The 22,625-nt window shown below is 65.3% G+C and carries 18 protein-coding genes and 4 tRNA genes; 9 read left to right on the plus strand and 13 right to left on the minus strand.

Features of this window, described 5'->3' with window-relative positions:
* Positions 1 to 84 precede the first annotated feature (84 nt).
* The 5 genes from pnp (at position 85) to PNO31109_RS12100 (ending at position 3,121) form a co-directional block, all read left to right on the plus strand.
* Complete coding sequence (pnp, locus tag PNO31109_RS12080) at positions 85 to 2,241, plus strand: polyribonucleotide nucleotidyltransferase (protein WP_150555756.1); 2,157 nt, start codon at positions 85 to 87, stop codon at positions 2,239 to 2,241.
* Positions 2,242 to 2,442: 201 nt separating this feature from the next.
* Positions 2,443 to 2,518: transfer RNA gene (locus PNO31109_RS12085), tRNA-Ala, on the plus strand.
* A gap of 177 nt (positions 2,519 to 2,695) precedes the next feature.
* A tRNA-Glu gene (locus PNO31109_RS12090) sits at positions 2,696 to 2,771 on the plus strand.
* A 96-nt stretch (positions 2,772 to 2,867) separates the two neighbouring features.
* Positions 2,868 to 2,944: transfer RNA gene (locus PNO31109_RS12095), tRNA-Asp, on the plus strand.
* Positions 2,945 to 3,044: 100 nt separating this feature from the next.
* Positions 3,045 to 3,121 (plus strand) — tRNA-Asp (locus tag PNO31109_RS12100).
* A 254-nt stretch (positions 3,122 to 3,375) separates the two neighbouring features.
* Here the strand turns inward: PNO31109_RS12100 and gudD are convergent.
* From gudD to wrbA, 9 genes are all read right to left on the minus strand, one after another.
* Complete coding sequence (gene gudD, locus PNO31109_RS12105; protein ID WP_150555757.1) at positions 3,376 to 4,704, minus strand: glucarate dehydratase; 1,329 nt, start codon at positions 4,702 to 4,704, stop codon at positions 3,376 to 3,378.
* Between the two features lie 325 nt (positions 4,705 to 5,029).
* Positions 5,030 to 6,382, minus strand: a complete 1,353-nt coding sequence (locus PNO31109_RS12110) for an MATE family efflux transporter (RefSeq protein WP_150555758.1) — start codon at positions 6,380 to 6,382, stop codon at positions 5,030 to 5,032.
* Between the two features lie 34 nt (positions 6,383 to 6,416).
* Complete coding sequence (locus tag PNO31109_RS12115) at positions 6,417 to 8,147, minus strand: ArnT family glycosyltransferase (protein WP_150555759.1); 1,731 nt, start codon at positions 8,145 to 8,147, stop codon at positions 6,417 to 6,419.
* A gap of 270 nt (positions 8,148 to 8,417) precedes the next feature.
* Complete coding sequence (locus PNO31109_RS12120) at positions 8,418 to 8,684, minus strand: type B 50S ribosomal protein L31 (RefSeq protein WP_150555760.1); 267 nt, start codon at positions 8,682 to 8,684, stop codon at positions 8,418 to 8,420.
* A gap of 184 nt (positions 8,685 to 8,868) precedes the next feature.
* Positions 8,869 to 9,708: a M90 family metallopeptidase gene (locus tag PNO31109_RS12125; protein WP_150555761.1), complete on the minus strand. Its 840-nt coding sequence runs from the start codon at positions 9,706 to 9,708 to the stop codon at positions 8,869 to 8,871.
* Between the two features lie 345 nt (positions 9,709 to 10,053).
* Positions 10,054 to 10,434 carry a hypothetical protein gene (locus PNO31109_RS12130; protein ID WP_150555762.1) on the minus strand — a complete coding sequence of 127 codons (381 nt, stop codon included), beginning with the start codon at positions 10,432 to 10,434 and terminating at the stop codon, positions 10,054 to 10,056.
* A gap of 819 nt (positions 10,435 to 11,253) precedes the next feature.
* A complete protein-coding gene (locus tag PNO31109_RS12135; RefSeq protein ID WP_150555763.1) occupies positions 11,254 to 12,702 on the minus strand; it encodes an FAD-binding oxidoreductase in 1,449 nt (482 codons plus the stop codon).
* 132 nt (positions 12,703 to 12,834) lie between these two features.
* Positions 12,835 to 13,314 (minus strand): DUF2069 domain-containing protein, encoded by a 480-nt coding sequence (locus PNO31109_RS12140; RefSeq protein WP_150555764.1) that lies wholly within the window; start codon positions 13,312 to 13,314, stop codon positions 12,835 to 12,837.
* Positions 13,315 to 13,391: 77 nt separating this feature from the next.
* A complete protein-coding gene (wrbA, locus tag PNO31109_RS12145) occupies positions 13,392 to 13,979 on the minus strand; it encodes an NAD(P)H:quinone oxidoreductase (RefSeq protein WP_150555765.1) in 588 nt (195 codons plus the stop codon).
* Positions 13,980 to 14,181: 202 nt separating this feature from the next.
* Here wrbA and PNO31109_RS12150 point away from each other — a divergent pair, with 202 nt between their 5' ends.
* Positions 14,182 to 15,522 (plus strand): YihY family inner membrane protein, encoded by a 1,341-nt coding sequence (locus PNO31109_RS12150; protein WP_241013926.1) that lies wholly within the window; start codon positions 14,182 to 14,184, stop codon positions 15,520 to 15,522.
* Positions 15,523 to 15,653: 131 nt separating this feature from the next.
* Here the strand turns inward: PNO31109_RS12150 and PNO31109_RS12155 are convergent, their stop codons facing one another.
* The 3 genes from PNO31109_RS12155 to PNO31109_RS12165 are packed head-to-tail and all read right to left on the minus strand — an operon-like array spanning position 15,654 to position 18,129.
* Entirely contained in the window at positions 15,654 to 15,977 is a 324-nt protein-coding gene (locus PNO31109_RS12155) for an Mpo1-like protein (protein ID WP_150555766.1), read from the minus strand.
* Between the two features lie 32 nt (positions 15,978 to 16,009).
* Positions 16,010 to 16,825, minus strand: a complete 816-nt coding sequence (locus tag PNO31109_RS12160; RefSeq protein WP_150555767.1) for an alpha/beta fold hydrolase — start codon at positions 16,823 to 16,825, stop codon at positions 16,010 to 16,012.
* Positions 16,822 to 18,129 (minus strand): O-acetylhomoserine aminocarboxypropyltransferase, encoded by a 1,308-nt coding sequence (locus PNO31109_RS12165; RefSeq protein WP_150555768.1) that lies wholly within the window; start codon positions 18,127 to 18,129, stop codon positions 16,822 to 16,824. Before PNO31109_RS12165 ends, PNO31109_RS12160 begins: the two co-directional genes overlap by 4 nt.
* Positions 18,130 to 18,569: 440 nt before the next feature.
* Here PNO31109_RS12165 and PNO31109_RS12170 point away from each other — a divergent pair, with 440 nt between their 5' ends.
* The 3 genes from PNO31109_RS12170 to aroC all read left to right on the plus strand — a co-directional run bounded on the left by PNO31109_RS12170 (position 18,570) and on the right by aroC (position 22,163).
* Positions 18,570 to 19,025, plus strand: a complete 456-nt coding sequence (locus tag PNO31109_RS12170; RefSeq protein WP_150555769.1) for a CBS domain-containing protein — start codon at positions 18,570 to 18,572, stop codon at positions 19,023 to 19,025.
* A complete protein-coding gene (locus PNO31109_RS12175) occupies positions 19,022 to 20,941 on the plus strand; it encodes an MFS transporter (RefSeq protein WP_150555770.1) in 1,920 nt (639 codons plus the stop codon). The genes PNO31109_RS12170 and PNO31109_RS12175 overlap by 4 nt, the downstream gene beginning before the upstream one ends.
* A gap of 118 nt (positions 20,942 to 21,059) precedes the next feature.
* Positions 21,060 to 22,163 (plus strand): chorismate synthase, encoded by a 1,104-nt coding sequence (aroC, locus tag PNO31109_RS12180; RefSeq protein ID WP_150555771.1) that lies wholly within the window; start codon positions 21,060 to 21,062, stop codon positions 22,161 to 22,163.
* A 122-nt stretch (positions 22,164 to 22,285) separates the two neighbouring features.
* On the opposite strand, the gene PNO31109_RS12185 is transcribed toward aroC, so the two are convergent.
* Positions 22,286 to 22,612 (minus strand): MliC family protein, encoded by a 327-nt coding sequence (locus tag PNO31109_RS12185; RefSeq protein ID WP_174966368.1) that lies wholly within the window; start codon positions 22,610 to 22,612, stop codon positions 22,286 to 22,288.
* Positions 22,613 to 22,625 lie beyond the last annotated feature (13 nt).

Here is a 22,625-nt window from a genome sequence, read left to right on the forward strand (position 1 = left end):
CATAACACTCCCCCCTGCGAGACGTCGGGACCACCCCGGCAGCGATGTCGCGCCGCTGCTGCATTCGCGCGATTCGATATAGGAGTGCAAATGTTCAATAAAGTCGTGAAGTCTTTCCAGTGGGGACAGAACACGGTTCGCATGGAGACCGGTGAAATCGCCCGTCAGGCGTCTGGCGCCGTGCTCGTCGACATGGATGACACCGTTGTGCTCGCCACGGTCGTCGGCGCCAAGAACGCCAAGCCGGGCCAGGACTTTTTCCCGCTGACGGTCGATTACCTCGAAAAGACTTACGCCGCCGGCAAGATCCCGGGTGGCTTCTTCAAGCGCGAAGGCCGTCCGTCGGAAAACGAAACGCTGACCTCGCGCCTGATCGATCGTCCGATCCGTCCGCTCTTCCCGGAAGGCTTCTACAACGAAGTGCAGGTCGTGGTGCAGGTCGTCTCGCTCAATCCGGAAGTGCCGGCCGACATCCCGGCCCTCATCGGCGCTTCGGCGGCGCTTGCCATCTCGGGCCTGCCGTTCAACGGCCCGGTCGGCGCCGCGCGCGTGGCCTACGTCGACAACCAGTACGTACTGAACCCGTCGCGTGAGCAGATCGCCAAGTCGAAGCTGGACCTCGTGGTTGCCGGTACGGAACAGGCCGTGCTGATGGTGGAATCGGAGGCGCAGGAACTGCCGGAAGACGTGATGCTGGGCGCCGTGGTGTTTGGCCACGAGCAAATGCAAACGGCGATCAACGCCATTCACGACCTGGTGCGCGACGGCGGCAAGCCGGAGTGGGACTGGGCCCCGGCGCCGAAGAACGAAGCGCTGATCGCCCAGGTGACCGAGCTGGCCGAAGGCCCGCTGCGCGCCGCTTACCAGACCCGCGAAAAACAGGCTCGCACGCAACAACTGCGTGCCGTGAGCGCCGAGGTCATCGCCAAGCTGGCCGAAGCTGCCAGCGCCAGGGGCGAGGCCGCGCCGGACGAAATCGAGGTCGGCAACATCCTGTTCGACCTCGAATCGAAGATCGTGCGCAGCCAGATCCTGGCGGGGGAGCCGCGTATCGACGGCCGCGACACGCGCACCGTGCGCCCGATCACCATTCGCACCGGCGTGCTGCCGCGTGCCCATGGCTCGGCGCTGTTCACGCGCGGCGAGACGCAGGCCCTGGTGGTTGCCACGCTCGGCACGAAGAGCGACGAGCAGATCATCGACGCGCTGCAAGGCGAGTACCGTGATCGCTTCATGCTGCACTACAACTTCCCGCCGTTCTCGACCGGCGAGACCGGCCGCGTGGGCTCGCCCAAGCGTCGCGAAATCGGCCACGGTCGCCTGGCCAAGCGCGCCCTCGTCGCGTGCCTGCCGAGCGCCGACGACTTCGGCTACACCGTGCGCGTGGTCTCGGAAATCACCGAGTCGAACGGTTCGTCGTCGATGGCGTCGGTGTGCGGCGGCAGCCTCGCGATGATGGACGCCGGTGTGCCGCTGACCTCGCCGGTCGCAGGTATCGCCATGGGCCTGATCCTCGAAGGCAACAAGTTCGCCGTGCTGACCGACATTCTCGGCGACGAGGATCACCTCGGCGACATGGACTTCAAGGTGGCCGGCACCGCCAACGGCGTGACCGCGCTGCAGATGGACATCAAGATCCAGGGCATCACCAAGGAAATCATGCAGGTGGCGCTCGCACAGGCCAAGGAAGGTCGTCTGCACATCCTCGCCAAGATGACCGAAGCCCAGTCGGGCGTGCGCACGGAGCTCTCGGAGTTCGCACCGCGCATGGTCACCATCAAGATCAATCCGGAAAAGATCCGCGACGTGATCGGCAAGGGCGGCTCGGTCATCCGCGCACTGACGGAAGAGACGGGCACGAGCATCGACATCTCGGACGACGGCGTGGTCACGATTGCCAGCCCGAGCGCCGAAGGTATCGCCGAAGCGAAGCGCCGCATCGAGCTGATCACGGTCGAAGTGGAAGTGGGTCAGGTCTACGACGGCACCGTGCTCAAGCTGCTCGAGTTCGGCGCGATCGTCTCGGTGCTGCCGGGTAAGGACGGTCTGCTGCACATCTCCGAGATCGCCAATGAGCGCATCAAGGACATCAACGAGTACCTCAAGGAAGGTCAGTCGGTGCGCGTGAAGGTGATTCAGCAGGACGACAAGGGCCGTCTGCGCCTGTCGCACAAGGCGCTTACCGACGAAGAGAAGCAGGGCGGCCCGGTGCTGGTCAAGCGCGAAGGCGAAGCCCAGTAAGGTCCCGGGATGGCGTGGCCGTGTGCCACTTCGCCGGATGGCGGGTGGCATGCCGGTACGCTACGGCCTAAAGAGAACGGCGACTCACGCGAGTCGCCGTTTTTTCATCCATCGCACGGATCGGCAAAATAATGCGGAAAAAATGCGAGCGGGGTATTTACAGGAATTGGGTTTGTCATTAGAATCTCACTTCTCTGTTCGGGGGGTATAGCTCAGCTGGGAGAGCGCTTGCATGGCATGCAAGAGGTCAGCGGTTCGATCCCGCTTACCTCCACCACGGATTCCGAGGCTCGATTTTCGGGTGCGTCGATAAAGCAAAATTCTTGCAAAAACGATGCAAAAAACTTGAAAATAAAGCTTCACAAGCGAAGAAATGTTGTTTAGAATAGCGTTCTTCGCGAAATGCAAGAAATGCAGTAAGCGAAACAGACAAAGTTGTAGCAGTCACGATTTTGTCCCCTTCGTCTAGAGGCCTAGGACATCACCCTTTCACGGTGAGTACAGGGGTTCGAATCCCCTAGGGGACGCCAGAATTGATGCCGGTAGCGAGTCGGCCTCAGTTTGAAAATGCCAGCAGTAGTGGCGCAAAGCCCGCTGAAAGTCAGGCGGGTTTTTTTGTCGGTTTTGGAGCGGTAGTTCAGTTGGTTAGAATACCGGCCTGTCACGCCGGGGGTCGCGGGTTCGAGCCCCGTCCGCTCCGCCAAAAACCTACGATGTTCGGTGATTTTCGCGTAAAAACGCGTCAATGCCGAGCGAACAGCAGGAACGCAACGTGATTGACATCACGATGCCGCAGCGAGTTTGGAGCGGTAGTTCAGTTGGTTAGAATACCGGCCTGTCACGCCGGGGGTCGCGGGTTCGAGCCCCGTCCGCTCCGCCAAACAAAGAAAGCCCAGGCTGATGCCTGGGCTTTTTTTATTCTCTCGACGCCTTGATGTGTCGTCTCGCGCCACGGCGTTTGCGGCATTTCGACACCCATTCTCCCCGCTCTTGAGCCCCCTCGGGGTCTCTGCGGGTTTTTCGCGAAATTTCCGAAAAACCCGCAATTCTCACGCATTGCGATACGGTCATCACCGTAACCCTGCGGTTCCGCGTCGCGCACCGGATGTCACCAGCGTCTCGAAAGCGGCGAGGTCACCGCACCAGGCACGGGCGCTTCGGGTCGAACTTCCAGTCCGGCACCAGATACTGCATGGCGACACTGTCGTCTCGGGCGCCGAGTCCGTGCTCGAGATAAAGGGCGTGTGCGGCTTCGACGGCGTCCATGTCCAGGGCGACGCCCAAGCCCGGGGCAGTGGGCACGCTGACGCTGCCGTTCGCGATCCGCAGGGGGTTGCGTGTGAGGTGCTGGCCATCCTGCCAGATCCAGTGCGTATCGATCGCAGTGATGTGCCCCGGGGCCGCGGCTGCCACGTGTGTGAACATCGCGAGCGACACGTCGAAGTGGTTGTTCGAGTGTGAGCCCCATGTCAGACCCCAGTCGCGACACATCTGCGCAACGCGCACCGCGCCTTGCATCGTCCAGAAGTGAGGGTCGGCCAGCGGAATGTCGACCGACTGCAACTGGATCGCGTGTCCCATTTGACGCCAGTCCGTGGCGATCATGTTCGTCGCCGTCGGCAGCCCGGTCGCACGGCGGAACTCGGCCATGACCTCGCGTCCCGAGTAGCCGTTCTCGGCGCCGCAGGGATCCTCGGCATAGGCGAGCACGTCGTGCTTGTCGCGACACAGGCGCACCGCTTCGGCAAGCGACCACGCGCCGTTCGGGTCGAGCGTGACCCGCGCCTGCGGAAACCGTCTGGCCAGTGCCGTGACAGCTTCGATCTCCGCATCTCCATCGAGTACACCACCCTTGAGCTTGAAGTCCTGGAAGCCGTAGCGCGCATGTGCGGCTTCGGCCAGGCGCACCACGGCGTCCGGCGTCATGGCCACCTCGGTGCGCACGCGCTCCCAGTCGTCGCGCGCGCCGCGGTTGTCGGCGTAGGGGAGGTCCGTGGCGTTCCGGTCGCCGATGAAGAACAGGTAGCCGAGCATCGCCACTTCGCTGCGCTGCTGACCTTCGCCGAGCAGGGCGGCGACGGGCACTTCGAGATGCTGTCCCAGGAGGTCGAGCAGGGCGGCTTCGAGCGCGGTGACGGCGTGGATCGTCGTGCGCAGATCGAAGGTCTGCAGACCGCGTCCGCCGGTATCGCGATCGGCGAACGCGCGACGCGTCTGATCCAGGATGGCGTGAATGTTGGCGACCGATTGGCCGACGACGTAGGGACGGGCATCCTCGAGCGTCTTGCGAATGGCTTCGCCGCCGGGGACTTCGCCGACGCCCGTGTGGCCGGCGCTGTCATGGAGAATGACCAGATTGCGGGTGAAGAACGGCCCATGCGCACCGCTCAGGTTCAACAGCATGCTGTCGCGGCCGGCGACGGGGATAACGCGAAGTTCGACGACGGTGGGGGTTCGGGTCATGGCAAAGGCTGGGTCGGAGCAAAGAAGAGGGTTGCGACCTACATGTTGTATGTCATCAGACAACATTCTAAGGAAAGATCGACGCCATGCCTTTGCGGGTTTACCCGTTTTCGTGGTGGAAGCCCGATATGACTCGTTCTGCCGGGAGAGCGAAGAAGCAGGCGCGAGTCGGCCGCACATCAAGTTATCAGACAACTTGCTCGAGGAAATCGGGGCTGCTTTGACTGCGGCCTAAACCGGCCACCCGTGGCCGCCCGCGATCGCACCTGGTGGCATCCGTGGCATCCCCGGTGGCACCCGGTGGCGGCGTGCGTCGCGGCGCCCCTTATTGCGTCTTGGCGCGCACGACCCAGCGCAGGTACAGCAGCAGACCGAAGGCAGCGACCGCCAGGCTGGCGGTATTCGCGAACCAGAAGCCCGCGGCGCCGTGTAGCGAGGCCGGCGACATGCCGCTCACGTCGAATCCCAGCACGTAGCCGCCGCCCAGCCCCACGCCCCACAGCGACACGGCGTAGATGACGGTCGGCACAACGGCGACCTTCCACGCTCGCAGCACGAACACGGCGCTCACCTGCAGCGCGTCGAAGACGTGATAGGCGGCGACCATGGCGAGTAGCGGCGTGGTCACGGCGGCGACCATCGCGTCGGACGTGTACGCGGTAATGATCCACGGATGGCACAACCAGACGATGGATGCCAGCACGACGCCCAGCGTGCCGGCGAACTCCACGCCGCGGCGGCCGACGAGATGCGCCGCGCGAAAGTCGCGCGAGCCGATGGCCTGTGCGGTGAGTGTGGCCGTGGCGATGGCGATGGACATCGGCAGCATGTAGAGCAGTGCGCCGAGGTTGGCCGCGATCTGGTGACCGGCGAGCGTCACGTCGCCCAGGCGTGCAATGAAGATCGCCATGAACGAGAACGCCGTGACCTCGATCAGGTAGCTCAGCCCCATCGGCACGCCGAGCTTGAGCAGTGCCCGAATCGCCTGCCAGTGCGGCCAGCAGAAACGCGCGAAGATGCCGAACTCGCGCAGCTTGGGGTGACGCGCCATCAGCACAAGTCCGAGCGCGCACGACACCCAGTTGATCGACGTCGTGGCGATGGCGCAGCCGGTGCTGCCGAGTGCGGGAATGCCCAGACGCTCGACACCGTAGATGAGCGCGAGATTGAGCGGCACCTTGAGGGCGAGGCCGGTCACTTGAATGGCCATGACGATGCGCGGCTGCCCGACGGCCGTCGAGAGCGACGAATACACGCGAAAGAGCAGAGCGGCGGGCAGGCCGAATGCGAGGATCTGCAGATAGGCGCTCGCGCGCGCTTCGAGCTCGGGTGTGGCCTCGGAGAGCTGCAGGATGAGCCCCGGGTGCATCAGCAGCACGAAACCCGGTACGGCGAGAAAGAGTGCGAGCCAGAACGCCTGCCGTACCTCTTCGCCAATGGCCAGCCGTTCGCCTGCGCCGAACAGTTGTGCGGCGATTGGCGAGAGCGCGACGAGAATGCCCATCAGCCCGACGTACACCGTGATGTAGATCGAGCCGCCGAGTGCGAGCGAGGCCAGGTCGAAGGCCGACGCGCGGCCGACCATCGCGGTGTCCATCACCCCGAAGGCGATGACGGCCAACTGGCCGATCAGGACCGGCCAGGCGAGCCCGGCGATGCGTTTGATGTCATGCCACATGGCGAGGAAGGTCGAAGGCAGGCGCCGGAGCGGATCAGCGCGGACGCGCGGCGCGCCGCCACGGCCGCTCCTGCAGCACATAGAGGCGGAAACGCTCGTCGCGGTCGGCCGCGCGGCGGCCTTCCCACAGCTGGCGCCATTCGTAGGGCGCGAGCGAGAGCGGTTCGCTGTAGTCCTGCGCGTCCTGGCGCAAGAGGACGTCGCACTCGTCGTTGGACGAGCCGAAACGCATCTTGCCGAAGTAGGCGAACGAGGCGAGCTGCGCGTCGCCCACACGCGCGGTGCGAATGCAGGTGTAGTCGGCCGGCAGGTGCGCGGCGATCTGCGCGGCCACGTCGCGATACGTTCTGCCGTAGTTCACGACAGGCAGCCAGAGCGTCATGAGCAGCACCCACATGAGCGTGGTGCCGCCCGAGGACAACACGACGCTGCGCCACAGCACCTTCGGGCTGCGCGAGACGCGCCACGCCACGAGCGCCACCCAGGCGCCGGTTACGAGCAGGGCGCTGATGAGCGTGAGCCAGCTGAATTCCGGATTGAAGCCGGGCACCAGTCGCCGCAGGTTGCGTGCAGTCGACGCGGGAAAGCCGGTGATACCGGCCAGCCACACGATCCACACGAAGCCGGCGAGCACGGTAAACGAGAGCACGGCAAACCAGTCGATGGCGTTGACCGTACCGCGCTTGAGCGTGGGCAGACCGAAGGCGGCGACGATCGACAGGGCCGGCAGCGCCAGCATGAACAGTTGATTGCCCTGATGTGCCTGCAGCACGATCAGCAGCAGGATCGCCAGCGTGAACGCGAGCGCGATGGCGATGTGCGGGGCGCGCCGCATGCCGCGCCAGGAATAGAGCGACCAGGCGGCCAGTGGCCATGCCGGCCATGCGAACAGCGCGAGGTTCTTGGCAATGTAGCTGAGCGAATCGAGCGTCGGCCCGCTAAAGGCGTCGAAACCGATGTCGGCCCACTCGCCGAGCCAACTGCGCGCACCGCTTGCCAGTTCGAGAGCGGCCAGCGGCCACGTGCAGGCGATGAGCAGTGTCACGGGCGTGGATACCATCAGCAGCATGCGAAGCGGCAGCGCGCGGCAGAGCGCCGCAACGCCGATGCCGGCGATCCACAAGGTCAGCGTCATCAGCGGCGACGACGCGAGCGCCATGCCGCCGAGCGCCACGCCAAACCACACGGCGCCCTGACGCGGTTTGTCGAGGCTGCGCACGAGGCCGTAAATGGCCATGGAGATGAGGGTGAGCTGGCCGACGGCCGAAGTCGTTTCATGGCCGCGCTCGGCCAGGCCAAAGCAGGCGAGCAGAATCAGCAGGGCACCGTCGGCGAGGGTGCGGCCGTAGTCGCGCGGCTCGGGTTCGCCGCCGAAAGCATACTTGAATGGCTGCACTTCGGGGCGGCGGCCGAGCAGATACGTGCCGTACCAGATGAACGTGCACGTGATGTAGAAGCACAGGCCGGTGACGATGCGGGCGGCGTCGGGCGCGTCGAGCCACGAGAAGGTGCGAATGGCGAGCGCACCGAGCCAGGAGACGAGCGGGCCGTTGTCATAGATCGGCTTGCCGGCGATGTTCGGCAGCAGCCAGTCCGAGAGCTGGCCGTGCGCCATCGTCCACATGATGCCGAAGCCGGCGGCGTCTTCGTTCTTCCACGGATCGCGACCGAACAACCCCGCCAGCACATAGATGACACAAATGGCGATCAGCAGCGAACGCGGAAGCGCGCTGGTGGCGGAGGCGGTAATGCGAACTCGTTTCATAGGCCGGACGACAGAACCGGCGCAGCGGCCGGATCGCGGAAAATCAGGGGACGAACCGGAACCGGTTCGGGGTCAAGCTTGGGGAAAACCAGAAAAGCCGACAGTATGACAGTATCCGGTCTCGCGGCGCAGACCAGAACGAAGAAAAAGGGGCAGCCTGAGCTGCCCCTTTGCAATGCTTTCCCAACGCCGGGGCGCTGCCCCTGATGCACTGGCCCGTCAAACCTGTCGGGCCCCGCATTGCGTTGTACGGCGCGTCGCCCGTGAAACTCAGGCGATCTTGCCGCCGGCGCGGTTGCCGAACTTCTGGCGGAACTTGTCCACGCGACCGGCCGTGTCCATGATGCGCTGTTCGCCGGTGTAGAAGTTGTGCGAAGCCGACGACGTTTCGATCTTCACGAGCGGGTAGGTCTTGCCATCCTTCTCGGCCGTTTCCTTGGTCTGGATCGTCGAGCGGGTGATGAATTCGAAGTCGACGCCGGGCGTCATGTCGCGGAACAGGACTTCGCGGTATTCCGGGTGGATGCCTTGTTTCATGATGTACCTTGGGTTAAGTCGGTAGCCAGTCTGCGCGGGAGAGCGTCGTCCAGCAAGATCGCCTGGAAAACTGCTCCGTCAGCCCGCTAACGCCGCCGCCGTCATTCGACTGGGAAGGCGCCAACCACTTTCCGGGTGAGAAAACGCGCATTATGCCATGAAAACCGTGAATTTCGCAAAGTTTTCATGGGGTTGCGGCGCAAGCCTGCGGCGCTCGGCAGCCCGGCGGCGCGAAGGCGGCGGGATCTTGCAGAAAATAGCGGGAAAAGAGGGCATATAGTGCCGGATATTCGTCCCGAAAGGCCGCCGGGGCGACAAAGAACGCTTCGGCGCAGACCGCGAAGAATTCCGATTCGTGCTCGGTCGCGTAAGGGTCGAGCAGCGAGGTCGAGGCAAACGCGTCCCACTGCGCGTCGGACACGTTCGCTACGTGGTGGCAGAACGCTTCATAGGCGGGGTCGAACACCTCGCACCACGCCTCTGGCGTGAGATCCCCATGCAGACGCCGCAACATCGGCGGCACGCCATCGGCTTCGCCATTCTCCATGTCGAGCTTGTGGACGAATTCGTGAATCACGACGTTATACGCGAGCACGTCGCTTGTCTGCACATCCTGCCACGACAGCAGCACCGGGCCGCCTTCCCATGCTTCGCCGCTCGCTTCCTGCGCGACGTCATGCACCACGCCGGCCTCGTCCTGCACCGTCTTGCGGATCAGGAATTCGCCCGGATACAGCACGATGCCGGTCCAGCCCCGATACAGCGCGGGCGGAAGGTTGAGGATCGGCAGGCAGGCCTGGGCGGCCACCGAGACGCACATGGCGTCGGTCAACTGCAGGTCGTGCGCGGTGGAGAATCGTTTGCTCGCGAGGAAGTCCGCAGCCAGCGCGCGCAGCCGGTCGAGCTCGTCGGCCGGACGGCAGGCGAGAAATGGCAGGGCGCCGACGACTTCGCGCCACAGCGCCTCTTCGATGATGGTGCGCTGTCGCGACGGACGCAAACGGGCAAGCAGAGTCTTGAGCATGACGGGGGCGCAGCAAACGTGACGACGATAAGTGCGGCAGCGATACGGCACCGATACGGCAGCGATACGGCACCGATACGGCACCGATACGGCAGCGATACGGCAGCGATGGCAGGCGCCGCGAGCCGCGGATGCCACGATTCTAATTTAGGCGGTCCGGGCCGGGTGAGAGCTTCTCGTTGCGCAAGGCGGCCGTAAGGGGTGACCGTGATGCGATCGCGAGGCCATGAAAAAGCCCCGCCGGTAGGGCGGGGCGAGACGTCGGGCACAGGCCGGGCGTGTCAGCGTGTTGTCCGCTTGCCCGGCCCGTGGTTGCCGAGGCGGCGACCCGCTGTCGGCGGCGGTTCAGCGCGTGCGCATGATCGGCGCTGTCTCCCAGCGGATGGCATGAACGCCGTCGGTGTCGCCGAGCGCGGAGACGAGATGCACGAGCGCGGCGCGACGGCTGCGTTCGCAGCGCAGGACGTAGTCGAGTTCGAGCAGATAGCCGCCCGAGCGACGAATGCGCGTTGCCGATTCGGGGCTGAGTTCGTGCGCGCTCAGCGCCTGGCGCACCTTCGCGTCGATTGCCTCGGCGTTCGCGGCGAGGGCGAGCACCACCAGTCGGTATTGTGGCGATGCCGGCGCTGCAGCCGGCGCCTTGGCCGCGCGCGGCGCTGCCGTGGCGGGCGCCAGCCGGGAGCGGGTGCGACCGAACAGGGTGGGGATAAGCATTTGCAGCGTCATGGTGTCCTCCTGATGCAAGGGCCTGGGACGGCGGATGCCGGGGCTTGGCGACGTGTCGCACCCAACGCGGCCGGTGCCTCTCGCCGCTTTGCTGAGCGCAAATGGCGCATGCTCGCGATGGACGCAAGCGATGGATGGCGCGGATGGCGCGCGATGCGACACGAATTCGACGCAAGCGTCGGCAGGCTTGAGCGGCGCCGGGATCGTCGGCGAATCGGTGTGACGTACCGACAAAACACGACCGGATGCAAACAAGCTTGCCGCGCACCGGACGCGCTCAGGCGTCCGGGAGTGCTGTAATGCGGTGAAAAAGTGCGGGGAATGAACTCGGGATTCGGGATGCGTAATCCCGGATCGAGGATCCGCGATCGGGATCGCTCTCCATCGTCGCCAATGATCATGGCGCCATCGAGTTACGGTCCGATCGATGCACTACCGCTGCGGTATTGGGACCGGCAGCGGCAGTCGATGATGACGACTGCGGGTTACCGGGCCAACGCCTTGTCGGTCATTGCCGACGCTTGCGTGCTACTAGAGCAACTGCCCACGGAAAACTCCGTCGTAATTGGAAAGCCGACATTGTAGCCGCTTGGTGGACGTCCGTAAAGGAATGAGGGAATGAGGGAATGAGGGAAACCGGGAAAGCGAGAAAGCGTCGGAAATGTGAGGGTATCGCGGCGTTTTGTCGCGAATTCGATCCGTTATTCGCCTCTCGTCCGATCATTCGACCACCTTGGCGCCGGTTCGCCGAAGTTTCTGAAGTTTCCGAGGTTTCCGAAGTGCTCGCACCGACGATCGGCCATGTCCCGGAATGGTCCGTCAATCCGGCAGCACCTTGCCCGGATTCATCAACCCCAGCGGATCGAACGCGGCCTTCAGCGCGCGCATGAGTGCGAGTTCGACGGGCGACTTGTACTGCGCCGCCGCGTCGCGTTTGAACTGTCCGAGGCCGTGTTCCGCACTGATCGTGCCGCGATGCGCGTGGACGCTGTCATGCACGGCCGCGGTGACGCTCGCCTGGTATTGCGCAAGGAAGCGGGCGGGGTCGACGCCTTCGGGCGCCATCACGTTGTAGTGCAGATTGCCGTCGCCGAGATGGCCGAACGTCACCATGCGCGCGCCGGGGGCGATTTGCTGCACCAGCGGGTCCGTCGCGGCGATAAACGCCGGCACCTGCGACACCGGCACTGCGATGTCGTGCTTGATGTTCAGGCCCGTGGCGGACTGGGCGAGCGGAATGCTCTCGCGCAGATGCCACAGCGCGTTGGACTGCGCCAGACTGTTCGCGACGATGGCATCACGCACCACGCCCTGCTCCACGCCTGCCGCGAGCAGCCGTTCGAGCAATTCACGCGCGTGCGCTTCACTTTCGTTGTCCGAGAGTTCCAGCAGTACGGTCTGCGCGTATGGCTGCGCGCATGGCTTCGCGAAAAGGGGGTAGCGGTGCTGCGGGAAGACTTGTGCGACCAGTCGCAGGCAGAAGTCCGACATCAGCTCGAAGCCCGTGAGCAGCGGGCCTGCCATGCGCTGCGCCAGATTGAGCAGCGCCAGGGCTTGCGCGGGACTGTCGAGCGCGGCCAGCGCCGTCATGCGAGCCATCGGCGGCGCGAACAACTTGAGCGTGGCAGCGGTGATCAATCCGAGCGTGCCTTCCGCGCCGATGAACAGATCGCGAAGGTCGTAGCCCGTGTTGTCCTTGCGCAGCCCGCGCAGCCCGTTCCACAAATCGCCTTGCGGCGTGACCACTTCCAGGCCGAGACACAGCTCGCGGGCGTTGCCGTAGCGAAGCACTGCCGTGCCGCCCGCATTCGTGGCGAGGTTGCCGCCGATCGTGCAACTGCCCTCTGCGGCGAGGCTCAGCGGGAACAGGCGGTCGGCTGCCTGCGCGGCCGCCTGGACGTCGGCGAGTACGCAGCCGGCTTCGGCCGTCAGCGTCATGTTGGCGGCGTCGACTTCGCGAATGCGGTTGAGGCGGCGCAGGCTGATCACGACTTGCCGCCCGCTCGCGTCGGGGGTCGCGCCACCGGCTAGTCCCGTATTGCCGCCTTGCGGCACCATCGGCACGCGATGCGCCACGCACAGGCGCACGAGCGCGGCGAGCTGCGGCGCGTCGGCCGGGCGCAGCACGGCGAGGGTGCGACCGGTATAGCGTTTGCGCTGGTCGACGAGATACGGGCCGGTGTCGGCGTCGTCCGTCAGCACGTGATCGCGACCGAGCAGGTCACGACAGGCCGCGAGAAAGGTGGAGCGAGGGGCGGGACGGTTCATGGCGGACTTCGAGGGTATCGGGCCGCGACAGAGGCATCGCGGCAATGGCAACAGGAACGCGCGGGATCATGCGGATCATTGTGAGGGCCTGGGCGTCTGCTCCCGCACGTTGTGCGAGGCGTTCCGCGCGTTCTATTGTGCGCCGTGTCGGGCCGCCGCGGCGCGCGCTTTTGCCGCGCGCTTGAAGGGGCGCAGATAGAAGATCGTGGAGAAGAAGAACACGACGCACAGCGCGGTTTCGATCCAGGCGAGGGCGGCCGATGTACCGCTGTCCGTCATGCCGCGCACGACGCCTTCGGCGAAGAACAGCAGGATGAACATGCTCGACCACTGCAGCGTGTAAAGGCTGCCGCGCAGAACGCCGCGCAGCGGCAACAGCAGCAGGAGCGCCTTGAGGACGAGCCACGATCCGCCGGGGCGCAGCGGCGCGAGCCACAGTTCCCAGGCGACCGAGAGCGCGGTCAACGCCAGCAGGCTGGCGATGCCGATACCGCGCAGTGCCCCAGCAGCGGCGGGAGTCTGCGGCGTCGGTGTCGTTTGACGCCTCTCGTCTGCCGGGGCGGACTGCGCAGGGTTGGCGCGGGCGTGCGGGTCGGGCGGTGTGGCGGGCATGGGCGAGTCTCGTAGGCGGGACAACTGCGGGGACGACGTCACGTACTCGGCGCCGTGCGACGGCACGGCGCCAAGCCTCATTCTGCCAGCTTGCATGCCGCGCGCGCGAGCCGCGCGCCGAGCGCGGCGGCCAATTGACGCTCGTCTGCCGACAGGGCGTTGCCGTCGTGGGCGAAGTGCGTTGCGCCATAGGGCGAGCCGCCCGTGCGCGTGCTCGAGAGGGCGGGCTCCGTGTAGGGCAGCCCCATGACGAGCATGCCGTGGTGCAGCAGCGGGATCATCATCGAGAGCAACGTGCTTTCCTGACCGCCGTGCAGGCTGGCGCTCGACGTGAACACGCAGGCCGGCTTGCCCGAGAGCGCTCCCGAGAGCCACTGCGGCGTGGTGCCGTCGAGGAAGTACTTGAGGGCGGCGGCCATGTTGCCGAAACGCGTGGGCGAGCCGAGTGCGAGGCCTGCGCACTCTTCGAGATCGCGCAACTCCACATAAGGCGGGCCGCTGTCGGGAATGTCGGGGGCGCTGGCCTCGCACACCGTCGAGACGGCAGGCACGGTCCGCACGCGCGCCTGGGCGCCCGGCACGCTGTCGATGCCGGCGGCAATGCACTGCGCGAGTTGGGCGGTCGTGCCGTGGCGGCTGTAATACAGGACGAGAATTTCGGTCATGGGTGCGAATCGAAGTGCGGGAAGACGTGGCGGGAAGTGGCGGGAAGCGGCGGGAAGTGGCGGCGAACCTGCCCAAGGCGCGCGTCTTGCATGAAAAGCCAGCAAAAAGTGCGGGTATTATAGGGCGTTCCTACTGACGTGACGGGATGATCGGATGCCCGTCGCAACGACCGTCTCGAGTGATCTTTGACTGGAGCCCGATTTGCTCAAACCGTCCCGCATCAACTGGAACAACGTTCGCCAACTGCTGAGGTACGCGCTCGCGCGGGCGCAGGACGACCGGATTCCGCAGGTGGCGGGCAGCCTCACGTTCACCTCGATCCTCTCGATCGTACCGCTGTTTGCCGTCACCTTTGCGCTCTTCACGGCGTTCCCGATCTTCAACTCGTTTCGCGATGCGCTGCAGAGCTTTCTGCTCGAGCACCTGATGCCGGAGAGCGTGAACGCGCAGATATTCAATTACCTGAACCAGTTCGCGTCCAAGGCGAAAAGCCTGACGGCGTTTGGCCTGATCGGTTTGCTCGTCACGTCGGTGCTCACGCTGATGACGATCGAGTCGGCCTTCAACGTGATCTGGCGGGTGCCGCGTCCGCGCCCGCTCGCCCAGCGACTGCTCATCTACTGGAGTCTGCTCACGCTGGGGCCGTTGCTCTTCGGCGTGAGCCTCTCGATCAGCTCGTACATCTTCACGCAGTCGATGTCGCTCGTGAGCACGCTGCCGCCGGCCGTCGCGTCGCTGCTCAGCCTGATTCCGCTCGCGCTCACCAGCGTGGCGTTCATGCTGATGTATCTGTACATGCCGAACTGCAAGGTGGATTGGCGCGACGCGCTCGTTGGCGGCATCGTGGCGGCGATCGCGTTCGACCTGACGAAGCGCGGCTTCGGCCTGTACATTCGCCAATTCCCCACGTATACCGCCGTCTACGGAGCGTTCGCGGCGGTGCCGATCTTCCTGTTGTGGATCTATCTGTCGTGGCTGGTGGCGTTGCTCGGTGCGACGATCACGTCGGTGCTGCCCGCACTGCGCCTCGGGCACTTTCAGTATCCGAGCTTTCCCGGCAGTGATCTGCTCGACGGACTGACGCTCATCCACCTGCTCAACCGGGACCGGGAGGCTGGGGGCGCCGGGCGCACGACGGCCGAACTGGCGCGCACGATGCGAACGAGCCTCGAACATGCGGGCGATTTGCTCATGCGGCTCGAGCGCATGGGCTGGGTGGGGCGTCTCACGATGCAGCCGCCTGCCGAGCGCTGGCTGCTCCTCGCCAATCCGAAAGCAACCACGCTGGCGCCACTTGTCGCGCAACTCGCGCTCAACGTGGACGAATTGGCCCGACAGATGGAGCGTCACGCTCTCGACGGCGCGCACGTGGCCGAGATACTGCGCGAGGGCAAGTGGGACGTGCCGCTCGCCGACGCCCTGCCGCGCGAAGTCGCGGCCTACGACGAACAAGGCGAGGGCGATGTTCGGGACAAAGCGGCCCGGGAGGGCTCGGAGCGGCCCGCCACGGCAGCGGGTGGCACCGACGCCGACCAGCGCTAGAGAGATGCCGGCCCGCGCCGGGAATGCTGGAGGGCGCCGGGAATGCGGGAAGGCGCCGGGGCACCGGGGAGGGGAGATCGGCGAGCGCGACGCTCGCGCCGGCATCAACGCCTGTCGCGCACTGTCGCCGATTACAGCTTGACGCGCCCGAGGCAAATGTCGCGGAACATCACCCAGTCACCCATCAGGCTGTAGATCGGGTGGCGAAACGTGGCTGGCCGGTTCTTCTCGAAGAAGAAATGGCCGATCCACGCGAACGCATAGCCGCAAACGACCGCCCCCGGCAGCCACCACACGTTGCCGGTGATCGCGAACGCCAGCACGCAGGCAATCACGCCCCACGAGCCGACGAAGTGCAGACGCCGGCAGATCGCGTTGCGATGTTCGCCCAGATAAAACGGATAGAAGTCCGCGAACCGATGAAACACCGGCGCGCTATCGTGCGAATCGGACATGGCAGGTCTCCTCGTTGGCGAAGGCGACGCACTCAGTGTCGCATGAATCTCACGAGCGCATCGAGCAGCGCATCCGGTTGCTCCGTCATGATCGCGTGGCCCGCATCGACGCGCTCCACCGTCACCGGCGCGCCTGCGTCCCGCAGGGCGTCGAGCAGGGGCTGTGCAGCCCGCGGCGGCGTCATCTGATCGCGTGTGCCCAGCACCGCGAGTACCGGGCACTTCACGCGCGCGGCCGCTTCCCATCCGCTGTCGTAGCCGTTGCAGGCCTCGAAGTCTGTTAGGAAGACTCTCGCGGGATTGCGTCTGGCCACTCGTTCCATCAGCCGCTGGTTGCCTCCCCACGTCCAAAAGCCGGGCCCCGGCGCCGAAGGCTTGGCGGCGAGCGTGCTGTGCGACCAGGCGTTGACGAGTGCGATGGCCTCGGGCTCGCGCTCGGCGGCCGCTTCGAGCAAGACGTCCGACACCTTCATCGGATACGCAGTGCCCACCAGCGCGATGCGCGACACGCGCTCGGGGTAACGTGCCGCGGCGTCCAGCGCGATCAGCGAGCCCATGCTGTGACCCACCCATGCCGCGCGGGCGACGCCGGCGGCGTCGAGCACCGCGACCACGCGATCGGCCATCTCGCCGACGGTCTTCAGTGGCTCACCGGTGCTGCGATGGTGCCCGGGCAAGTCGAGCGCGAGCACGTTCATGCCGTGGTGCGCGAGATACCGGCTTTGCAGGCCCCAAACGCTGTGGTCGTGCTGCGCGCCATGCAGGAAGACGACCGTCGGCTGCGCCGGGTCGAGCGCCTTGCCGGCGCTATAGGCGTAGACATTGTGGCTTTCGATCTCGAAATTCATGACGCGCTTCCTTTGGACGAGGTCTTGGCGGCGGCCTTCAGTCCACGCTTGAGGTCCTGGATGAGATCGTCCGGATCTTCGAGGCCGATCGACAGGCGCACGGTGCCTTCGCCGATGCCGGTGGCGGCAAGCGCTGCGGCGTCCATGCGGAAGTGAGTGGTCGACGCCGGATGAATGACGAGCGAGCGCGCGTCGCCCACGTTGGCCAGATGCGAAAACAGTTGCAGCGATTCGATGAAACGCCGGCCCGCCGCACGGTCGCCCTTCAGGTTGAAGCTGAACACCGCGCCCGCACCGCGCGGCAACAGGCGCTTGGCCAGGGCGTGGTCCGGGTGCGACGGCAATTCGGGATAGGCGACACTGTCGACCGTATCGTGGCCGGCCAGGAAGTCCACGACGCGCCGCGCGTTTTCGACATGTCGCGCCATGCGCAGCGGCAGCGTCTCGACGCCCTGGAGCAGTTGCCATGCCGCCTGAGGATGCAGGCACGCCCCGAAGTCGCGCAAGCCTTCGCGCCGCGCACGCAGCAGGAACGGTGCGACGGAATTTTCCTCGGCGAAGACCATGCCGTGAAAGCCGTCGTAGGGCTCCGTCAATTCCGGGAATTTGCCGCTTGCCTCGAAATCGAACGTGCCGCCGTCGACCAGGATGCCGCCGATCGTCGTGCCATGCCCGCCCAGGAATTTGGTGGCCGAATGATAGACGAGGTCCGCGCCATGATCGAAGGGCCGGATGAGCCACGGCGTAGTGAACGTGCTGTCGACCAGCAGGGGCACGCCGGCGTCGTGTGCGATTTGCGCGACGCCTGGAATGTCGAGCACGTCGAGCCCCGGGTTGCCCAGCGTTTCGCCGAAGAGCAGCCGTGTCTCGGGCCGTATGGCGGCGCGCCACCCATCGAGATCGCCGGGGCGCACGAACGTGGTCTCGATGCCGAAACGGCGCAGCGTGTAGTGCAGCAGATTGTGCGAGCCGCCGTACAACGCGCCCGATGCGACGATGTGCGAGCCGGCGCCCATCAGCGTGGCAATGGCGAGATGCAGGGCCGCCTGACCACTGGCCGTGGCGATGGCGCCCACGCCGTTTTCGAGCGCGGCCATGCGCTCTTCGAAGACGGCGTTGGTCGGATTGGAGATGCGCGAATAGACGTGGCCGGCGCGTTCCATATTGAACAGGGCGGCGGCCCGATCGGCGTCGGGAAAGACGAACGACGTGGTCTGATAAATCGGCGTGGCTCTGGCGCCCGTGGCCGGGTCGGGGGCCGCGCCGGCGTGCAGCGCGAGCGTGTCGAAGTGCGGTACGGACATGTCGGTGAGGGCCCTCGGAAGTTGGTTTGATGGCGGCGCGGCGGTGGCTCGGTAGCCGCTTGGTGGCAGCTCGCTTTACGTGTACGGCAATCCTAGCATCACACTCGTGCATTCCGACAGGGCTTGGGCGGCCGATCCGGGAAATTGCGGCGTTGTCCGATGCCGAAGCTGGCGCGTTGTCCGAGAACGGGGTCGGAACCGGCCGAAAACCCGCGTCGCGCGGCGATGTGACCGTTGTGCGCCTTTCCTTTTCAGGCGCTTTCCGATAGCATCCTTTGAACAGGTTCCGTCGAGGAATCAGTGCGAACACACCGGCGTCGCGGCCGGTGGTGGTCCGTTCATAGCCGGTGCCCGGCAATGGTCAAGCAATCGTTCAGCGGTACGTCAGGCGGCAGCGTTCCGCCGCGTTTGCCCGAGCAACACAAAGAGGAGTGTGTGCCATGCGTGTGTCTGACATTCTGAAGGTAAAGGGCAACACCCTTTTCACCGTGACCCCGGAGACGTCGCTGGCCGATGCCGTCGATACCATGGCGGAGCACGACATCGGCTCGCTCGTGGTCATGGAATACGGCGACCTGGTGGGCATGCTCACCTTCCGCGAGATCATCAACACGATCAGCAAGAACGGCGGGACCGTAGGCGGCTCGACCATCCGCAAGATCATGGATGACCATCCGCTCACCTGCACGCCCGAGACGGATGTGAACGAAGTGCGTCGCATGATGCTCGAGCGCCACGCCCGTTACCTGCCGGTCATGGACAATCGCACGCTCATGGGCGTGATCTCCTTCTACGATGTGGCGCGCGCGGTCGTCGAGGAACAGTCCTTCGAGAACCAGATGCTCAAGGCCTACATCCGCGACTGGCCGGCCGAGGAAGCGGAAAACGCCAAGTGAGCGAGCCCAGCCAGCGCGGGGCACGCGGCGAGGGCCGTCAATCACGGTTGCTGAGGCAGCGGCGCTTTGCGCCGTTTTTCTGGACGCAGTTCCTGGGCGCGATGAACGACAACGTGTTCAAGATCGCGTTCACGTCGCTTGTGACCTACCATGCGTCGCTTTTTCAGGACGTTGACGGCAAGACGGCGGCGTTCCTGATTTCGGCCATTTTCATCGCGCCGTTTCTACTGTTTTCGGCCACCAGCGGCCAGATTGCCGACAAGTGGGACAAGGCGCGGCTGATCCGTTTCGTCAAGACGCTCGAGATTGTCATCATGGCCGTGGGCGCGCTCGGTTTCCTTTGGACGAACGCGTCGCTGCTCTACGCGTGTACGTTCCTGATGGGACTGCACTCGACGCTGTTCGGGCCGGTGAAGTATGCCTATCTGCCGCAGCATCTCGCCACGCGGGAACTCGTGGGAGGCAACGGCCTGGTGGAGATGGGGACGTTCGTGGCCATCCTCATCGGCACCATCCTGGGCGGGGAGATCGCCGCGGCGGGGGCGCCGGCGTTGCCATGGCTCGGCGGCGTCTGCCTGGCGCTGGCGGCGCTGGGGCGGCTCGCGTCCGTCTGGGTGCCGCAAACACCGGCCGCGCAGCCCGATCTGCGCATCAACTGGAACCCAATCACGGAGACGTGGCGAAATCTGAAGATTGCCCGCGGCGACCGTGCCGTGTTCCAGAGCCTGCTGGGCATTTCCTGGTTGTGGTTTCTGGGGGCGACCTTCCTCGCCTCGTTCTTCAATTTTTCCCGCGACGTGCTGGGCGCCGATCCTGGCGTGGTCACATTGCTGCTCGCGATGTTCTCCGTGGGCATCGGCGCAGGCTCGCTGCTGTGCGAGCGGCTGTCGGGCGGCAAGGTGGAGATCGGGCTGGTGCCGTTCGGCTCGATCGGCATGACGGTTTTCGCCGTCGATCTTTATTTCGCCAGCCGCGGCGGCGCGGGTGGCGCTTCGTTGCAGACGGTTGCGCAATTCATTGCCGTGCCGAAGCATTGGCGAATCCTTGCGGACCTGTTCCTGCTCGCAATGTTCGGCGGCTTCTACAGCGTGCCGCTCTACGCGCTGATCCAGAGCCGCAGCGCGCCATCGCATCGCGCGCGGATCATCGCGGCCAACAACATCCTCAATGCGCTGTTCATGATCGTCTCGGCCCTCATGGCGATGGCGCTCACGCGCGCGGGCCTCACCATCGACCAACTGTATCTGGTCACCGGCATTCTCAACGCGCTGGTCGCGGTGTATCTCTACACGCTCCTGCCAGAATTCCTGATCCGATTCGTGATGTGGTTGCTGCTGCACACCGTCTACCGCATCGAGGTCGAAGGTGCGGACCGGATTCCGGACGAGGGGCCGTGCGTGCTCGTGTGCAATCACGTGAGCTTCGCGGATGCCGTGGTGATCGGCGCCTCGATTCGGCGTCCGGTGCGCTTCGTCATGGATCACCGAATCTTCCGGATGCCGGTGCTCTCGTGGTTCTTTCGCACGGTTCGCGCGATCCCCATTGCGCCGGCGCACGAGGACGCGCATACGCTCGAGCGCGCCTACGCGCAGATTTCCGGGGCGCTCGACGCCGGGGAGGTCGTCTGCATTTTCCCCGAGGGCAAGCTGACGGCGTCGGGTGACGTACAGCTTTTCCGGCAGGGAATTCAGCGTATCGTGGAGCGCACGCCGGTGCCGGTGATTCCGATGGCGCTGCGCGGCCTGTGGGGCAGCTTCTTCTCTCGCCATGGGGGCGCCGCGATGACACGTCCGTTCAAGCGCGGCATTCTGAATCGGCTGGAACTGGTCATCGGCGAGCCGGTGACGCCGGCGCAGGCCACGCCCGAAGCGCTGCGCGAGAAAGTGCTCAAGCTGCGCGGACCGTGGCCCGTGTGATGCTTCAGGGACGCTTCAGGGACGCTTCGGACGTCGCGGTATGCCGCGCCAGGCGGCGCGACCGGGCGGGATCGCTGGCATAATAGGGCTTTCCCGTCTCACCGACCCTGATCCCCGTATGTCTGGCAATACGCTTGGAACCCTGTTTACCGTCACCACTTTCGGCGAATCGCATGGCCCGGCCATCGGCTGCGTCATTGACGGCTGCCCGCCGGGAATGGCGCTCACGGAAGCCGACATTCAGGTGGAGCTGGATCGCCGCCGCCCGGGCACGTCGCGTCATGTGACGCAGCGTAACGAACCGGACGCCGTCGAAATTCTCTCGGGCGTATTCGAAGGCGTGACGACGGGCACACCCATCGCGTTGCTCATCCGCAATACCGATCAGCGCAGCAAGGACTACGGCAACATCGTGCAGACGTTCCGCCCGGGGCATGCCGACTACACCTATCTGCAAAAGTACGGCGTGCGGGACTATCGCGGCGGGGGCCGTTCGTCGGCGCGGCTGACGGCGCCGGTGGTCGCGGCCGGCGCCGTGGCCAAGAAGTGGCTCGCGCAGCGATTCGGCGTACAGGTGCGCGGCTGCATGACGCAACTCGGTGACATCGAGATTCCGCAGACGGACTGGTCACAGGTATCGCAAAACCCGTTCTTCGCCGCGAATGCAGACGTCGTTCCGCAGCTCGAAGCGTATATGGACGATCTGCGCAAAGCGGGCGATTCCGTGGGGGCGCGCCTGCGCGTCGTCGCCACCGGCGTGCCGGTGGGGCTTGGTGAGCCCCTGTTCGACCGGCTTGATGCCGATATCGCGCACGCGATGATGGGGCTGAACGCCGTCAAGGGCGTCGAGATCGGGGCGGGTTTCCGATGCGTCACCCAGAAGGGGTCCGAGCATGGTGACGAACTGACGCCGGAAGGCTTCGTCGGCAACAACGCCGGTGGCATCCTCGGCGGAATTTCGACGGGGCAGGACATCGACGTCTCCATCGCGATCAAGCCGACGTCGAGCATTCGCACGCCGCGTCGCTCGATCGATGTGACCGGACAAGCGTCGACGGTCGAGACGTTTGGTCGCCACGACCCCTGTGTCGGCATTCGCGCGACGCCGATTGCCGAAGCACTGCTGGCGCTCGTGCTGATCGATCACGCGTTACGCCATCGTGCGCAGTGCGGGGACGTGCGGGTCGGCACGCCGGTGATTGCGGCCCGCGCGCCGGAGTGAGCGCGGCGGTTTGACGCCGCGCCCGCGGCGCCAACACCCATCGACGCGCTGAACCGCGAGCGCGTCACCCCGAATGCACGCCTCGAACCAATGCGCCAGGCAACTCGTCTGGCGCTTTTTTGTTACTCCTTGCACTGCGCGATCGGTTGCTCGTCCTTCGCGGTGTAGACCGTGCCCTCCGGTCCTTTGCTCCACCACACGAGCGTGCGCCCCACGTGCTTCTCGCCGCTCGCGGCTCGCGCGGGCTTGAGGATCTCGCGTTTGCCCATCCAGTAGAACGTCACGTTGCCGCCGAGGTCGCGATCGTCGTAGACGACCACGGCAACGTGCCGGTTGTCGCAAAGGTAACTCACAGTCTTCGCTTGCGCCCAGCCGTAAGCGAGCGAGAGGGCGCCCGCGAGGACCACGCCCGGCAGCCATACGGAAGATACGGAAGTTCTCGGCATCATGCCTCCTTGCGTC

Source organism: Pandoraea nosoerga (assembly GCF_902459585.1).
GTDB classification, from domain to species: domain Bacteria; phylum Pseudomonadota; class Gammaproteobacteria; order Burkholderiales; family Burkholderiaceae; genus Pandoraea; species Pandoraea nosoerga.

Coding starts and splice junctions, on each gene's coding strand:
- PNO31109_RS12185 (WP_174966368.1), bottom strand. CDS start 22,612: ATGATGCCGAGAACTTCCGTATCTTCCGTATGGCTGCCGGGCGTGGTC.
- PNO31109_RS12120 (WP_150555760.1), bottom strand. CDS start 8,684: ATGAAACAAGGCATCCACCCGGAATACCGCGAAGTCCTGTTCCGCGAC.
- PNO31109_RS12125 (WP_150555761.1), bottom strand. CDS start 9,708: ATGCTCAAGACTCTGCTTGCCCGTTTGCGTCCGTCGCGACAGCGCACC.
- PNO31109_RS12165 (WP_150555768.1), bottom strand. CDS start 18,129: ATGTCCGTACCGCACTTCGACACGCTCGCGCTGCACGCCGGCGCGGCC.
- PNO31109_RS12115 (WP_150555759.1), bottom strand. CDS start 8,147: ATGAAACGAGTTCGCATTACCGCCTCCGCCACCAGCGCGCTTCCGCGT.
- PNO31109_RS12155 (WP_150555766.1), bottom strand. CDS start 15,977: ATGTCCGATTCGCACGATAGCGCGCCGGTGTTTCATCGGTTCGCGGAC.
- gudD (WP_150555757.1), bottom strand. CDS start 4,704: ATGACCCGAACCCCCACCGTCGTCGAACTTCGCGTTATCCCCGTCGCC.
- aroC (WP_150555771.1), top strand. CDS start 21,060: ATGTCTGGCAATACGCTTGGAACCCTGTTTACCGTCACCACTTTCGGC.
- PNO31109_RS12140 (WP_150555764.1), bottom strand. CDS start 13,314: ATGCCCGCCACACCGCCCGACCCGCACGCCCGCGCCAACCCTGCGCAG.
- PNO31109_RS12160 (WP_150555767.1), bottom strand. CDS start 16,825: ATGAATTTCGAGATCGAAAGCCACAATGTCTACGCCTATAGCGCCGGC.
- PNO31109_RS12130 (WP_150555762.1), bottom strand. CDS start 10,434: ATGACGCTGCAAATGCTTATCCCCACCCTGTTCGGTCGCACCCGCTCC.
- wrbA (WP_150555765.1), bottom strand. CDS start 13,979: ATGACCGAAATTCTCGTCCTGTATTACAGCCGCCACGGCACGACCGCC.
- PNO31109_RS12170 (WP_150555769.1), top strand. CDS start 18,570: ATGCGTGTGTCTGACATTCTGAAGGTAAAGGGCAACACCCTTTTCACC.
- PNO31109_RS12135 (WP_150555763.1), bottom strand. CDS start 12,702: ATGAACCGTCCCGCCCCTCGCTCCACCTTTCTCGCGGCCTGTCGTGAC.
- PNO31109_RS12110 (WP_150555758.1), bottom strand. CDS start 6,382: ATGTGGCATGACATCAAACGCATCGCCGGGCTCGCCTGGCCGGTCCTG.